15 protein-coding genes are annotated in these 14,956 nt (G+C 67.0%); 2 read left to right on the forward strand and 13 right to left on the reverse strand.

Annotated elements, in window-relative coordinates; translation table 11 throughout:
* Nucleotides 1-33: 33 nt before the first annotated feature.
* The 11 genes from QRM95_RS13605 to truB form a co-directional block, all read right to left on the reverse strand.
* Nucleotides 34-1,227, reverse strand: coding sequence for a substrate-binding domain-containing protein (locus QRM95_RS13605; protein ID WP_285248096.1), 1,194 nt, complete (start codon nucleotides 1,225-1,227; stop codon nucleotides 34-36).
* A 223-nt stretch (nucleotides 1,228-1,450) separates the two neighbouring features.
* Nucleotides 1,451-1,939 (reverse strand): DUF1579 domain-containing protein, encoded by a 489-nt coding sequence (locus QRM95_RS13610; protein ID WP_285248097.1) that lies wholly within the window; start codon nucleotides 1,937-1,939, stop codon nucleotides 1,451-1,453.
* Between the two features lie 108 nt (nucleotides 1,940-2,047).
* Entirely contained in the window at nucleotides 2,048-3,391 is a 1,344-nt protein-coding gene (locus QRM95_RS13615) for a M16 family metallopeptidase (RefSeq protein WP_285248098.1), read from the reverse strand.
* Between the two features lie 109 nt (nucleotides 3,392-3,500).
* A complete protein-coding gene (locus QRM95_RS13620; protein WP_285248162.1) occupies nucleotides 3,501-5,759 on the reverse strand; it encodes a polyribonucleotide nucleotidyltransferase in 2,259 nt (752 codons plus the stop codon).
* 245 nt (nucleotides 5,760-6,004) lie between these two features.
* A complete protein-coding gene (gene rpsO / locus QRM95_RS13625; protein WP_043452786.1) occupies nucleotides 6,005-6,274 on the reverse strand; it encodes a 30S ribosomal protein S15 in 270 nt (89 codons plus the stop codon).
* 212 nt (nucleotides 6,275-6,486) lie between these two features.
* Nucleotides 6,487-7,746 (reverse strand): kynureninase, encoded by a 1,260-nt coding sequence (locus tag QRM95_RS13630; protein WP_285248099.1) that lies wholly within the window; start codon nucleotides 7,744-7,746, stop codon nucleotides 6,487-6,489.
* Nucleotides 7,743-8,597 (reverse strand): tryptophan 2,3-dioxygenase, encoded by an 855-nt coding sequence (kynA, locus tag QRM95_RS13635; RefSeq protein WP_285248100.1) that lies wholly within the window; start codon nucleotides 8,595-8,597, stop codon nucleotides 7,743-7,745. The genes QRM95_RS13630 and kynA overlap by 4 nt, the downstream gene beginning before the upstream one ends.
* Nucleotides 8,598-8,633: 36 nt before the next feature.
* Nucleotides 8,634-9,617, reverse strand: a complete 984-nt coding sequence (locus QRM95_RS13640) for a bifunctional riboflavin kinase/FAD synthetase (protein WP_285248101.1) — start codon at nucleotides 9,615-9,617, stop codon at nucleotides 8,634-8,636.
* 78 nt (nucleotides 9,618-9,695) lie between these two features.
* Entirely contained in the window at nucleotides 9,696-10,145 is a 450-nt protein-coding gene (locus tag QRM95_RS13645) for a hypothetical protein (protein ID WP_285248102.1), read from the reverse strand.
* Between the two features lie 18 nt (nucleotides 10,146-10,163).
* Nucleotides 10,164-10,517 carry a hypothetical protein gene (locus QRM95_RS13650; protein ID WP_285248103.1) on the reverse strand — a complete coding sequence of 118 codons (354 nt, stop codon included), beginning with the start codon at nucleotides 10,515-10,517 and terminating at the stop codon, nucleotides 10,164-10,166.
* 2 nt (nucleotides 10,518-10,519) lie between these two features.
* On the reverse strand, nucleotides 10,520-11,455 hold the full coding sequence (gene truB, locus QRM95_RS13655) for a tRNA pseudouridine(55) synthase TruB (protein WP_285248104.1): 936 nt from the start codon (nucleotides 11,453-11,455) through the stop codon (nucleotides 10,520-10,522).
* Nucleotides 11,456-11,533: 78 nt separating this feature from the next.
* Here truB and QRM95_RS13660 point away from each other — a divergent pair, with 78 nt between their 5' ends.
* The gene (locus QRM95_RS13660) at nucleotides 11,534-12,691 is read left to right on the forward strand and encodes a pyridoxal phosphate-dependent aminotransferase (RefSeq protein ID WP_285248105.1); all 1,158 of its coding nucleotides are present in this window, start codon (nucleotides 11,534-11,536) and stop codon (nucleotides 12,689-12,691) included.
* 28 nt (nucleotides 12,692-12,719) lie between these two features.
* Here the strand turns inward: QRM95_RS13660 and trxA are convergent, their stop codons facing one another.
* A complete protein-coding gene (gene trxA / locus QRM95_RS13665) occupies nucleotides 12,720-13,157 on the reverse strand; it encodes a thioredoxin (protein ID WP_285248106.1) in 438 nt (145 codons plus the stop codon).
* Nucleotides 13,158-13,159: 2 nt separating this feature from the next.
* On the reverse strand, nucleotides 13,160-13,642 hold the full coding sequence (locus QRM95_RS13670; RefSeq protein ID WP_285248107.1) for a nucleoside deaminase: 483 nt from the start codon (nucleotides 13,640-13,642) through the stop codon (nucleotides 13,160-13,162).
* Between the two features lie 173 nt (nucleotides 13,643-13,815).
* On the opposite strand from QRM95_RS13670, the gene QRM95_RS13675 reads away from it, so the two are divergent.
* Nucleotides 13,816-14,943 (forward strand): ScyD/ScyE family protein, encoded by a 1,128-nt coding sequence (locus tag QRM95_RS13675; protein WP_285248108.1) that lies wholly within the window; start codon nucleotides 13,816-13,818, stop codon nucleotides 14,941-14,943.
* Nucleotides 14,944-14,956 lie beyond the last annotated feature (13 nt).

Consider the following 14,956-nt stretch of genomic DNA (forward strand, 5'->3'; position numbering starts at 1 on the left):
GGAATTCTCCGCGCCCGGCCCGGCCGCCGCTGGCTACTTCTTCTCCGGCGGGGCGACGGTGTCGCCGGGCACGGCCTTGATCAGTTGCGGGGTCCAGGCGCCGTCCTTCTGGACGAGCTTGGCCTGGTACATGTCCTGGATCAGGGCGTGGTCCGAGGCACGGACCGTTTCCTTGCCCTTGGGGCCGTCGAAGCTGTAACCCTCGAGGGCCTTGACCATGGCGTCGGGGTCGGTGCCGCCGCCCTGCTTGATGGCCTGGACGATCAGCTGTCCGGCGACGAAGCCGTCCGGGGTGAAGAGGTCGGCCTTGCCGCCGGCCTTCTCGACGCCGGCGATCATCTTCTTCTCGACGTCGGTGCCGGAGGCGCCCGGGAAGTAGTGGTTGAGGAAGCTGATCTTGGAGCTCGCCGGGCCGTAGGCGTTGAAGCTGGAGGCGTCGCCGAGGCCGGTGACCACGGGGGCGGAGTCGAAGACGCCCTGCTGGCTGAGGGCCTGCCACATGGTGCCGGTGGTGGCGCCGGCCCAGGCGACGAAGACCAGGTCCGCCTTGGCGTCCAGCAGCTGGCGCGCGAACGGCGTCAGTTCCTGGTTTTCGGGAACCAGCACGGAGCTGACGTTGGCGCCCTTGGCCCCGAGGACGGCCTTGACCGCGGCGACGTTGCCTTGGCCGAAGGCGTTGTCCTGGGCGAAGACGACGACCTTCTTGCCCTTGGTGTCGATGAACGTGCCCGCGGTGGCGACGTCCTGCAGGCTCTGCCGGCCGGAGCGGAAGGTGTACTTGTTGACGCCCTGGATCGCGTCGGTGGCGGCGGGGCCGGAGATGTAGAGGACCTTGTTCTGCTGGGCCTGTTCGGCGAGCTTGACGGCGATGCCGGAGGAGGCGGTGCCGCCGATGATCTTGTAGCCCTTGCCGATCATGTCCTTGGCGGCTGTGACTGCCTTGTCCGGGTCACCGGCGTCGTCGGTGTAGGTCAGGTTGATCTTGGCGCCGTTGACCTCGCCGGTGCCGCCGGTGGCGTAGTCGATGCCGGCCTGCAGGCCCTGGTAGTAGGTTTCGCCGTAGGCGGCAAGGGCGCCGGTCTTGGAGTAGATGATGCCGACGTTGACAGGTTCGGCGGCGCTGCCGGTGCCTGCGGGTGCCCCCGCGCCCGCTGTGGGCGCGCATGCGGTGAGGGCCAACCCGGATACCACTATGGCGGCCATCAAAAACTTCTTTGTTTCCTTCACGGGATGCCTTTCGGTGAAGATCCGCGGGATGTGAGGTTGTGGGGACGCAGCCCCAAACCTGAAAGGTGATTCAGATTACAGTAAATCTAAAGTGCGGGCAGGATCACTGTCAATGGAAAATGAGAGTCGAGACGCACCTGTGCCGCGCGGGTACTGTGGACAGGCAGCAGGCGCACGGAAGCCGTGCAGGCCGGTACGGCGCAGGGACAGTTTCAGGCCACGTTCAGACCGGCCTCGTCGCGGCAGCCGAAACGGCCCGGCACTCGGTGGTCATCAAGGGGACCAAGACGCTTCGGTGGTCCCGCCACAGACCGGCCGAGTGGGTCAGCAGGCCATCGCGGACGGTCAGCACATGCCGGATGACCGCGCTCCCCCGGCGCCGCTCAACCGTCAAGGCGTGGTCGTGCCAACTGGCCCGGGCGGGCGCTTCGGGCGGCAGCCCCGCAGTGCTGGCGTGGTACCAGAACGTACCGGCATGGAGCGGATCAGCAGTGAAAACGCCCACACCGTCAACACGGGATCCGTCGGGTTCGGTGTGGCGGTAGGACATGGTGACCGCATGGCCGGCAGCAGCCGGGATGAAGGCGACCTCTGCGGCGTCGGTATGGGCGGGATTCCAGGCCGTCGCCTGCCAGTGGGTGGTGCCGCTCCAGTGCCCCAGGAAGTCCCTGATTGCTTCCGGGACTGTGCCCGGCGGCAGTGGTCGGTCCATGGTTCCTCCGAGCAGCCCTGCTTCCCGTTCCCCGGAACCATCATCCGGCCGCAGCCAGCCGCTGTAAAGGCGGGCAGCGGCTGCTCGGCCGGATCTACGGCGCGGAGGCTACAACCCGAACGTCTCGTCTTCGTCGAACGGGCCCACCACGGTGACCGTGCGCGGCGCGGCGGCGAGTTCAGCGGCGAGTTCCTGGACCTGCTCCGCAGTGACGGCTTTGATCTGGCGCAGGGTTTCGTCGATGTCCTGGTATTCGCCGGAGACCAGTTCGGCCCGGCCCAACCGGGACATCCGGGACCCGGTGTCTTCCAGCGCCAGGACGATCCCGCCGCCGAGCTGTCCCACGGCCTTGCGCAGTTCATCGCCTGAAATACCGTGCTCCGCAAGTTTGTCGAGCTCCACGCCCAGCAGGTCCAGCACCTGGCGGACCTTTGACGGAGTGCAGCCGGCGTACATCCCGAAGTAGCCGGCGTCGGCGTAGGACGAGGCAAAGGAATAGGTGGAGTACACCAGGCCGCGCTTCTCGCGGATTTCCTGGAACAGCCGGGAAGACATGCCGCCGCCCAGGACGGCGTTCAGGACGCTCATCACGTAACGGCGCTCATCCGTGGCAACAATGGTGGGGCACCCCATGATGATGTTGGCCTGTTCCACCGCACGCTTGACCACATGCAGGCCCGCCGTTCCGGTGATCTGGGCGCGTTCGGTGGGGCGCCGGCTGACCGGGGCCGCGTCCGGCTCAAGCGACCATCCGGCGGATTCGAGGGCATCCACCACAAGCCCGCAGACAACCTCGTGGTCCAGCCCGCCCGCGGCAGTGATGACCAGTTCCTCGGGCTTGTAGTACCTGCGGTAGTGGTCCCACACGGAGTCGCGGGCCACGGCCTTGATCGCTGCGGGGGTCCCGCCGATCGGCCGTCCCAGGGGGTGGCTGCCCAGGACGGCGGCCACAAAGTGTTCGTGCGCTACGTCGGTGGGGTCATCGCTGTCCATGGCGATTTCCTCAAGGATGACGTCACGCTCCTGCTCCATCTCATCCGGGTCCAGGACCGCGCCGGTGATCATGTCCGCAATGACGTCGATCGCCATGGGCAGGTCCGAATCCAGGACTCGGGCGAAGTAGCAGGTGCTTTCCTTGGCGGTCGCGGCATTCGATTCGCCGCCCACCTCGTCAAATGCCGAGGCGATCTCCAGGGCGGTGCGCCGGCGGGTTCCTTTGAACAGGAGGTGCTCAAGGAAATGCGTGGAACCGTGCTGTCCGGGCGCTTCGTCACGGGACCCGACGCCCACCCAGAACCCGATCGTTGCCGACCGTTGGCCCGGCATCGCTTCCGTCAGTACCCGCACTCCCCCCGGCAGCACGGAACGGCGGACCTCGGACCCGCCGTCGGAGCCATGGACCAGGGTGTCGCCGGCGTGGTTCTGCTCAAGCGGCAGGGGTACAACAGTCATTGAAGCCTTTCGGGACGGGCGGCCGGATCTGGCTGCCATCGTAACAGCGGCGGGACCGGTGGATCATCCACCGGTCCCGCCGATTCATGCTGGTGCCAAGCGAGGGCTGTTAGACGTCAGCGCCTTCAGCCGGCTCCGTGGCGTGGGCGCGCTCGGTGTCGGCCGGAGCCTCTTCCTCGGCGACCACCGGGGCGAGCGAGAGCTTGCCGCGGTCATCGATCTTGGTGATTTCCACCTGGACCTTCTGGCCCACGGAAACGACGTCCTCGACGTTGTCCACGCGCTTGCCGTTGGCCAGCTTGCGGAGCTCGGAGATGTGCAGGAGGCCGTCCTTGCCCGGGGTCAGCGACACGAAGGCACCGAAGGTGGTGGTCTTGACGACCGTGCCCAGGTAGCGCTCGCCGATTTCCGGGACCTGCGGGTTGGCGATGGCGTTGATGGCGGAGCGTGCTGCGTCTGCAGACGGGCCGTTGGTGGCGCCAATGTAGACCGTGCCGTCGTCCTCGATGGAGATGTCGGCGCCGGTGTCTTCCTGGATCTGGTTGATCATCTTGCCCTTGGGGCCGATGACCTCGCCGATCTTGTCCACGGGGATCTTGACGGCGATGACGCGCGGTGCGAACTCGGAGAGCTCGTCCGGGGTGTCGATGGCAGAGTTGATGACCTCGAGGATGTGCAGGCGGGCTTCGCGGGCCTGCTTCAGCGCTGCGGCCAGCACCGAGGCGGGGATGCCGTCGAGCTTGGTGTCCAGCTGGATGGCGGTGACGAACTCGGCCGTACCGGCAACCTTGAAGTCCATGTCACCGAAGGCGTCTTCGGCGCCGAGGATGTCGGTCAGTGCCGCGTAGCGGGTCTGGCCGTCAACCTGGTCGGAGACCAGGCCCATGGCGATACCGGCGACGGCGGCCTTCAGGGGCACACCGGCGTTCAGCAGGGACAGGGTGGAGGCGCAGACGGAACCCATCGACGTGGAGCCGTTGGAGCCGAGGGCCTCGGATACCTGGCGGATGGCGTAGGGGAATTCCTCGCGCGACGGCAGCACGGGCACCAGGGCGCGTTCGGCCAGGGCGCCGTGGCCGATTTCGCGACGCTTGGGCGAGCCCACGCGGCCGGTTTCACCGGTGGAGTACGGCGGGAAGTTGTAGTTGTGCATGTAGCGCTTGCGGGTGACGGGAGACAGCGAGTCGATCTGCTGTTCCATCTTGAGCATGTTCAGCGTGGTGACACCCATGATCTGGGTCTCGCCGCGCTCGAAGATGGCCGAACCGTGAACGCGGGGCAGGACCTCGACCTCCGCGGTGAGCTGGCGGATGTCCGTCAGGCCACGGCCGTCGATGCGGATCTGGTCCTTGAGGATGCGCTGGCGCACAACGTGCTTGGTGACCGAGCGGAAAGCAGCGGAAAGCTCCTTTTCGCGGCCTTCGAACTGACCGGCCAGGCCCGCCAGGACTTCGTCCTTGAGCGCGTCGGAGGCGTTGTCGCGTTCCTGCTTGTCGGCGATCTGGAAGACAGCTGCCAGCTTGTCGGCGGCAGCGGATTCGACGGCGGCGTAAGCGTCATCCTCGTAGTCCAGGAAGACCGGGAATTCGACCGTGGGCTTTGCGGCGCGGGCGGCGAGATCGGCCTGGGCGTCGCAGAGTGCCTTGATGAACGGCTTGGCGGCCTCGAGGCCTTCGGCCACAACCTCTTCGGTGGGGGCGGTGGCGCCCTGTTCCTTGATGAGGTTCCAGGAGTTGTCGGTGGCTTCGGCTTCAACCATCATGATGGCGACGTCGTCACCGGCAACGCGGCCGGCAACCACCATGTTGAAGACTGAGTTCTCCAGCTGGGAGTGCTTGGGGAACGCAACCCACTGCGAACCGTGCTCGTCGGCGACGAGGGCAACGCGGACGCCGCCGATCGGGCCGGAGAACGGCAGGCCGGACAGCTGGGTGGACATCGAGGAGGCGTTGATGGCCACGACGTCGTACAGCTCGTCGGGGTTGATGGCCAGAACTGTCACCACGATCTGGACCTCGTTGCGCAGGCCCTTAATGAAGGCGGGGCGCAGCGGGCGGTCCATCAGGCGGCAGGCCAGGATGGCTTCGGTGGAGGGGCGGCCTTCGCGGCGGAAGAACGAGCCCGGGATGCGGCCGGCAGCGTACATGCGCTCTTCGACGTCGACCGTCAGCGGGAAGAAGTCGAAGCCTTCACGCGGGTGCTTGCCTGCGGTGGTGGCGGACAGCAGCGCGGTGTCGTCGTCGATGTACACCATGGCTGCGCCGGCGGCCTGCTTGGCGAGGCGGCCGGTTTCAAAGCGGATTACACGCTTGCCGAAGCGGCCATTGTCGATGACAGCCTCTGAGAACTGGATTTCGGGACCCTCCAAGAGAGTCACCTCCGTTTCTGTTTCACGGAAGTCCAGCCGCATCAACCCAGCCCAGCATCTGTCTACTGGGCCCTTGCACCCGGTCATCGATCGAGACCCACGGGCCGCCGGCTTCAGTCAACGAAGCCGTTCCCGGGGATCACTACCGAGGACCGCGAATGCGTGATGCGGTTGATCCTCCTGTTTAGTTTTTCATTTGAAGAAGGCGGCCCGTTCCGGAAGGAATGGGCCGCCCCAAAGCCAGACTAGCGGCGCAGGCCGAGGCGCTCGATGAGCGAACGGTAGCGGGCGATGTCAGTCTTCTTGAGGTAGCTCAGCATACGCTTGCGACGACCAACCATGGCCAGCAGACCGCGCTGGGTGTGGTAGTCGTGCTTGTGCTCCTTCATGTGCTCAGTCAGATCCTTGATCCGCTGGGTCAGGACGGCAACCTGGACCTCGGGTGAACCGGTGTCGCCTTCGGCGGTTGCGTATTCCTTGATGATGGACTGCTTTACAGCGGCGTCAAGTGCCACGATAACTCCTTGGGAATGTGCCGTGAGGGCCCAGGTCAGAAGTTCACTGCCGGGTCTGCCATGCACGTCCTGTCCCGGAAACCGGGGAAAGCCGCAACGACAGGACCCAGCCGCCACGGACTGCAGCCGGATCCATCGTCCAGTTTACCGGGCCGGGCCTAACCTTGTCGAAACAGTCCTGGCGGACCCGCGGCCCGCTCCGGCGCCGGGCGTCAGCCCTGAAGCCGGTCCCGGATGGCGGCCATGCCGTCGAGTACCTCGGCGAAGCTCGTGCTCAGCGGCGACAAACCCACCCGGATCCCGTGCGGTGAGCGGAAGTCCGGGATGACATCGCCTTCCCAGAGCGCTTCCACGGTGGCTTTGCTGAAGTCCGGGTGGTCCACGGTGATGTGGCCGCCCCGCTCCCCCGCGTCCCTGGGCGAAGCCAGTTCGGCACCCAGCGGGGCGAGCCAGGCGTCGAAGACCTCGATGGCGAAGGCGGTCAGCGCCACGGACTTTTTCCGGATGGCAGCCATCGAGGCTTCTTCGATGAGGTCCAGGGTGCCTTGCATGGCGATCATGCCGAAGATGGCGGGCGTGCCGCTGAGGAAGCCGCGGATGCCTGCCGCCGGTTCATACCCGGCGGCCATCTCGAAAGCGTCCTTGCGGCCCATCCAACCCCAGATGGGCTGGTTGAGCGCCGGCAGGTGCCGGGCGTTGACATATGCGAAGGCGGGTGAGCCGGGGCCGCCGTTGAGGTACTTGTAGGTGCATCCGGCGGCGAAGTCCGCGTCCGCGCCGTCGAGGCCGATCTCCACCGAGCCCGCGGAATGGCAAAGATCCCACACCACCAGGGCGCCGGCGTCGTGCACGGCCGCAGTGATTCCGGGCAGGTCCGCCAGGTGCCCTGAACGGTAGGCGATCTGGCTGAGGAGCACGACGGCGGTCCGCGGCCCAGTGGCCTGGCGAACCTGGTCGACGGTCACCCCGGCTGCCGGATCGGGATCGATCCACCGGAGGGTCAGCCCTTCCTCCAGCGCGATGCCCTCCACCAGGTAGCGGTCCGTGGGAAAGTTCCCGGTATCGAGCACGAGCTCATTGCGGTCCGGGTCCGGCACGGCGGCCAGTGCGGCGCGGAGCAGCTTGTAGAGCACCACTGTGGTGGAATCGGCGATGATCGTTTGTCCCGGGGCCGCGCCCAGGACGGCGCGGCCCAGCTGGTCTCCGATGGCCTCCGGCATGGCTAGCCACTGTTCGTCCCAGCCGCGGATGAGCCGGCCGCCCCATTCGTTCCGGACGAAGGCGGCGACGTCGTCGGCGGTCCGCTTCAGGGGCCGGCCCAGGGAGTTGCCGTCAAGGTAGGACAGCGGAGTCTCGGTACCAATGAAGTGGTCCCGGTATGCCGCCAGCGGGTCCTGGCGGTCCAGTTCCGCGGCCCGGCGCTGGAGTGCCTCAGTGGTCACGCCGGTGGGTTCATCCTGGTGGATGCTCATTGTCCGATCTCCGTCCTGACGGCGAATAATTCCGGGAAAAATGTCAGCTCCAGGGCCTTCTGCAGGAAGGTGACCCCGCTGGAACCACCCGTGCCTGTCTTCATGCCGATGGTCCGCTGGACGGTGCGCAGGTGCCTGAACCGCCAGAGCTGGAAGTTGTCCTCCAGGTCCACCAGTTCCTCGCACGCCTCGTAGGCGGCCCAGTTCTCCGCCGCGTTTTCGTAGATGTGCTTGAAGAGCGGGACCAGGTCCGGAGTGAACTCATGGGCGCGCGTCACGTCCCGGTCCAGGACGGACGCGGGAACCTCAAATCCGTGCCGGGACAAGTAAGCCAGGAACTCGTCGTAGATGCTGGGGGCCGCGAGCAGTTCCGCCAGCATGGCGTGGGCCTCGGGATCGGATTCGAAGACCGGCAGCATCTTGCGGTTCTTGTTTCCCAGCACGAACTCGACCGCCCGGTATTGGGCGGACTGGAAGCCCGAGGAGTTCCCCAGGAAGCCGCGGAACTGCGAGTACTCGGTGGGTGTGAGGGTGGCCAGCACGGACCACTGTTCGGTGAGGGTCTTCTGGATGTGCTTGACCCGGGCGATGCCCTTCAGCGCCGACCCGAGGTCGTCGGCACGCAGCCAGGCGGCGGCGCTGCGCAGCTCGTGCAGGACCAGCTTCAGCCACAACTCGGTGGTCTGGTGCTGGATGATGAACAGCAGCTCGTCGTGGTGCTCCGGCTCGCTGACCGGCTTTTGGGCACTTAGCAGTGTGGGCAACTGCAGGTAGGAGGCGTAGCTCATCCGCGAGCTGAAGTCGCGGACAATCCCATCGTCGAGCTTGCGGGTGTTCTTTTCGACGGACACGCACTGCCTTTCGTTGTTAGGGCCCCGGCAGTGCTGTCAGCGGGCGGCCAGGAGCTGATGGGCCTGCGCCACATCCAGCCGCATCTGTTCCACCAGGGCCTCAGGGCCACGATAGGCCACCATGCCCCGCAACCGTTCGACGAATTCCACGATCACTGTCTGGCCGTACAGATCGAAGTCCTCCACGGCTTCCTTGGGCCGGTCGATGACGTGGGCCTCGACTTGCCGGCTGACGCCGTCGAACGTGGGATTGGAGCCCACCGAAATCGCCGCCGGCCAGCGCGTTCCGGCCTGGTCCACCAGCCAGCCCGCGTAGATGCCGTCGGCCGGGATCAGTCCCGAGGCATTGGAGGCGAGGTTTGCGGTGGGGAAACCGAGCGCCCTGCCGCGGGCGGCACCGTGGACCACTTCGCCGCGCATCCGGTGGGCCCGGCCCAGCACGGCAGCGGCGGTGGCGACGTCGCCCTCCTGCAGCGCCTCGCGCACCCAGGTGGACGAGCAGCGCCGGTCGGTGGCTTCGTCGCCGTGCAGCGGGTAGCCCTCGGAGCCGAATTCGCTGATCACCTGGACATCGAAGCCGAACTTTTCGCCCAGCGCCTTCATGGTGTCCAGGTCACCGGAATTGCCGCGGCCAAAGCGGGCGTCGTGGCCGATGACAACGTGGCTCGCGTGCAGGCAGTCCACCAGGTACTGCTCCACGAATTCCTCGGCCGTCAGGCTGGCGAGGTCCAGGGAGTACTTGACTACCAGGACGGCGTCCAGGCCGAGCTCGCCCAGGGCCTCCAGCTTGTCCTCCAGGCCCATGATCAGTTCCGGTGCGGCCTCGGGGCGGTGGATCAGCGCGGGGTGGGGATCGAAGGTGACGGCCACGGCCTTGGCGTGCGCCAGGCGGGCCGAGCGGATCAGCTGGGAGAGCACCTGCTGGTGGCCGCGGTGAACGCCATCGAAGTTGCCGAACGTGACAACGGATGGGCCGAAGTCCGCCGGGACATCGGACGGATCGTTCCAGATGTAGACCATCACCCTCGCCTTAAGCTGCCTGCAAAATCGGTGTTCCGGGGCCAGGCCGGCCGCGGAACTCTTCAAGGTTACCCGGATTCACTGCGCCTCTTTGGCCCGGGACGGGCGGCGGCGGTACAGCCACGCCAGCCCCAGGATGGGCAGCAGCAGCGGGATGAAGCCGTAGCCGCGGCCGAACAGCGACCAGACGGTCTCGTGCGGGAACTGCACGGAATCCAGGACACTCAGGGTCCCCACCACCAGGACACCCGCCAGTTCCACCAGGACGGCCGCCACGGACACCTTGAACCAGGTGCTGCCTGACTTGGCCAGGGAGACGGTGGCCACCACATACACCAGGGCGGCGAAGGCCGAGAGCAGGTAGGCCAGCGGAGCCTCGGAGAATTTGGTGAGGATCTGGTACCCGGCGCGGGCCGTGGCGGAGATCGCGAAAACCCCGTAGACCGCAATCAGCAACCTGCCGGGTCCGGTATTGCGGGTGTTGCGGGCGGGTGCGTCGGCGGCCGGGCGGGCCTGCTGGTCTTTCATTGTGCTGTCTCTTCCACTTCAGTACCAGATCTGGTTCATCCGCGCCGCCATCACCAGTGCGGTGACGCCGACGGCGGCCAGGACAAAGTTGCTCCACCGCGTCCGTTCCAGGATGGACCAGTACGCCGCTGCCGGGGGCAGGAGCATGGCTGTGGCCATGTAGCCCCAGAATTCCCAGGCTTCGCCTGCGATGTGTTCGCCGGCGATGACCCGCACGATGGAACCCACCAGGTAGACCACGAGGGCCAGTTCAACCGCGGCGACGGAGAGGATGGTGACGTCGTTGGGCGCTTTCTTCAGGATTCCGGCACCGAGGCAGAGCACCGTGGACACCAGGCCGACCACCAGGATGGTCCAAAAATATGCATCCACGCCTATGCCTCCGCCGCGGTGGTCGCCGCCGGGCCGGTGCCGGGGGCAAAGACCAGCACCGGTTTGGCGTAGCTGCCTGCATCGGCGAGGAGGGCCACCAAGGTGCCGTCCGGGGCGAAGGCTGCGGCCGGGTGTTCCGCCGTGGCGGTGCCCGCGGTGCCGGGGGCGGCCCCGGCAGCGATCCGCCGGCCGAAGGAGATTTCCGTGGTTTCCTCCGCGGTCAGCTCACGGTTGGGCATCAGGGCCCGGGCGGCCTGCGACATTTCCAGGATGGTGAGTTCTTCGGCGAGCTCTTCGAGGGTTCGCGCCTGGTCCAGCGAGTAGGGGCCCACTTGGGTCCTCCGGAGGGCGGTGAGGTGCCCGCCGGTGCCGAGGGCGTTGCCGAGGTCCCGGGCGAGGGCACGGATGTAGGTGCCGGAGGAGCATTCAACCGTGACATCGAGGTCGATAACGTCCGCGTCCGGATCCCGCCTGACGGCATGGACCTCGAACCGGTGGATGGTGACGGGGCGGGCGGCCAGCTTGACGTCCTCACCGGAGCGCACCCGTGCATAGGCGCGTTCGCCGTTGACCTTGATGGCGCTGACGCTGCTGGGCACCTGCTCGATCCTGCCGGTGAGGGCTGCGACGCCGTCGTAAATTGCCTGCTCGCCCACCCCGGACGTGCCGGCCGTGGCGGTGACCTCCCCTTCGGCGTCATCCGTCACGGTGGACTGGCCCAGCCGGATGGTGGCCGTGTAGGTCTTGGAGGTGCCCACGATGTAGGTCAGCAGCCGGGTCGCCTTATTGATACCGAGAACCAGGACGCCCGTGGCCATGGGGTCCAGGGTTCCTGCGTGCCCCACTTTCCGGGTACCTGCGAGGCGCCGCATCCGGCCAACCACGTCATGGCTGGTCCATCCCTGCGGCTTGTCCACTATCACCAGTCCAGAAAGCACGCCTCCCAGTATATCGGCGCAGGTTGGGGCGCCCGCACGCCAAGCGGAGGGCGGACGTGGACGGCTAGGATGGCTGGCATGCCCGAGCTTGCCGCCCACGTCCGCGACGTGCCCGTCAACCAGATCCGCGAGATCACCGAGGCGGCCTGGCGCACCCCGGACGCGCTGGTGCTGAGCATCGGCGAGCCCGGCTTCCCGCTCCCCCGCCACGTCCTGGACGCCGGCATTGCCTGCCTGGACCGCGATGAAACCAACTACACGCCGAACGCGGGCATCCCGGCCCTGCGCGAGGCGTTCGCGGCCAGGTTCCGCCAGGACCAGGGCGTCGATGTCGGGGCCGACCAGGTCTACGTGGTGTCCGGCGCGCAGCAGGGCCTGCACTTCGCCATGAGCCTGCTGCTCTCCCCGGGCGACGAGATCCTGATCCCCAACCCGGGTTATCCCACCTTTGCCATGACCAGCCGGCTGCTCAATGCCGTGCCCGTGCAGTACCCGCTGCACCCGGACCACAACTTCCAACCCCGGGTGGCCGACGTCGAAGCCCTCATCACCGGCCGCACCCGGGTGCTGGTGCTCAACTCCCCGTCGAACCCGCTGGGGGCCGTGCTGGGCGAGGACCTGGTCCGCGACCTGATGGACCTGGCCCGCCGGCACGACCTCTGGGTCATCTCCGACGAGTGCTACGAGGCGTTCACGTACGACGTGCCACACGTGAGCCCGGCACGGTTCGACGCCGGCACCCCGGAAGGGGCCCGCGTGTTCACCTCCCTGACGCTGTCGAAGACGTACGGCCTCACCGGACTGAGGATTGGCGCGCTCATCTGCCCGCCGGGCCTCAAGCAGAAAATGGACAACGTCATGGAGTCGATCGTGTCCTGTGTGGCGTCCGCCCCGCAGTATGCGGCGCTCGCCGCCCTGACCGGGCCGCAGGACTACGTCCGGCACGCCCATCAGCATTACCGGGAAAACCGGGACGCGGCCTCGGCGGTCCTGGCGGCCAAGGGGATCCGTTTCCTCCCGGCGCAGGGTGCGTTCTACCTGTGGGCCGATCTGTCCCACGCGACCGGTGGCGATGTGCGGGCCTGGGTGCGGCGCTTCCTGGCGGACGCCGGCGTGGCGCTGGCACCGGGGACCGCATTCGGCTCAATTGGCGAGGGCTGGGTGCGGATCGCGTTGTGCGGGCGGAAGCAGGAACTCGTCGAGGGCGTGTCGCGGCTTCCCGCCGCGTCCCGGTAGCGGCGCCCGCAAGACTTGGCGGCCGGCGTCAGGTCCGGGCGCCGGCGAGTGCCCGGTCCAGCCAGGAACGCAGGACGTCCGCCGGCGCGGCGCCGGCTTGGCGGGCCACCACCTTGCCGTCCACGATCACCATCAGCGTCGGAATGGCCTGGACATCGAAACGCCGCGACAAGCCTGGAGATGCGTCTACGTCCACCTTCACCAGCTTGATCTTTCCTGGCCGCTCCCGGGCCAGCTTGTCCAGGACCGGGCTGACCATCCGGCAGGGCCCGCACCATGCGGCCCAGAAGTCCACCAGGACCGGCACTGCCGATTGCTCGGCCACGGCGGCAAAGTCCGCATCGCCGGCAGACACAATCCAGGGAAGGTCCGCCTTGCAGTTGCCGCAGCGCGGATGCCCGGCTGCCCGGACGGGCACCCGGTTGGTTTTGCCGCAGGCGGGGCAGGTGATGAGCGCGGTTTCCATGGCTAGTAGTCCTTCCTGCCGGCGAAGGCGCCCCACGCCTGGAAGGGGAGGTCCGACGTCGGGATGTCGCCCCGGGTGACCGGCATCAGGTCCGGCCGGATGCCGCTGAAGTAGTCGTAGAAGAGGGCGTCATCGAAGCCCGCGGCCGCCGCCCCGTGCCGGTCTGCGGCAAAGTACACATGGCCGATCCTGGCCCACAAGGCTGAGGCCAGGCACATGGGGCACGGCTCGCAGCTTGCGTAGAGCACCGATCCGGTGAGGTCGAAGTTTGCCGTGGCTGCCGCTGCTGCCCGGATGGCCACCACCTCCGCGTGGGCGGTGGGATCGTTGTCCCGGGTGACGCGGTTGACTCCGGCGTGGGCTCGCCCGTCGGGGGTCACCACCACGGCAGCGAACGGTCCCCCGCCCAGGCCGACGTTCCGCGTTGCCAGGTCCACTGCCTGCTCCAGGTACGTGGCGGGGATGCCGTGCTCGTCGGAGGTCATAGCACGATCCTAGCCACGTGGGCGCTGTTGGGGGATAGAAAGGGGGCCAGGCAGGGGGGATTCCCCCAACGACAACCCGTTGGCAGGAGCCTACGCTTGCGCGCGGGGGAACATTTTGCCTCCTCGGAGGCTTCCTATCCAGCCCGTCAAGGGCCCCGCACCCGGAGAACCCAATGAAGAAAAGACTCGCACTCTTAGCCTGTATCGCGGCCACCGCCGCCGCCATGGCGTCCGCTGGCCCCGCTTCCGCCTCCACCCGCACACACGACTACGACGTCCTTGCAGATGGACTCATTTCTCCCCTGCACGTCGCGGCAGGGACCGGGAAATCGGTCCTGGTGTCCCAGGACTTTGCCGGGAAACTCACCCGCATCAGCAAGGACGGTTCCACGAAGGACCTGGCGACGGAGACGCCCCCGGGCTGGGAAGTGGCCGGCTCCGACACCCGCGGCAGCACCACGTACTACCTTGAAAGTGTGGGCGCCGGCCAGGGAGACCCCGCCGCGCTGCACGGATACCTCAAGTCGATCGACGCCAAGGGCGATGTGGACACCATCGCCAACTTTGCCGACTACGAACGGCGGCACAACCCGGACGGCGACCAGCACTACGGGTTTGGCCGTGACGTCAGCGATCAGTGCCTGGCCGGTTGGCCCGCGTTCCCGCCGGCCAAGTACAAAGGCACGGTGGACTCCCACCCTTATGCCTTGGCGGTCAAGGATGACACCGCCTATGTGGCCGACGCCGGCATGAACGCCGTGCTCAAGGTGAACCTGGAGAACGGTGACATCGATACGGTCGCTGTCCTGCCGCCACGGCCGGCCACCGTTCCTGCGGGTTTGAAGATCCCGGTGGACATGCAGGGGAACACCATGACGGTTCCGGACTGCGTGGTAGGGCATAAGTACGCCTTCGAGCCCGTGCCTACCGATGTGGCGATCGGCCCGGACGGGATGCTGTATGTGACGTCCCTGCCGGGCGGACCGGAAGGACCGGAGCTTGGCGCCCGCGGTGCGATTTTCAAGATCAACCCGTGGAACGGCGACACCGACCTCTGGGCGGACCACATCCTCAGCCCCACGGGCCTGGCGGTGGCCGGCAATGGTGATGTGTATGTGGCGTCGCTGTTCGGCGGTGAAATCCTGAAGTTCACGTGTGAGGGCAGCCGTTCCCAATTCCTGGCCGTGAACATGCCCGCTGACGTCGACATCAGCGGCAACACGCTCTACGCCACGGCAGACGTGCTCGGGGATCCCTCGCAGCCGCCGTTGGGGAAGGTCATCAAGGCTGACCTGCACTAGGGCTACAGCACTG

This window comes from Pseudarthrobacter sp. efr-133-R2A-89, assembly GCF_030209315.1.
GTDB lineage: Bacteria > Actinomycetota > Actinomycetes > Actinomycetales > Micrococcaceae > Arthrobacter.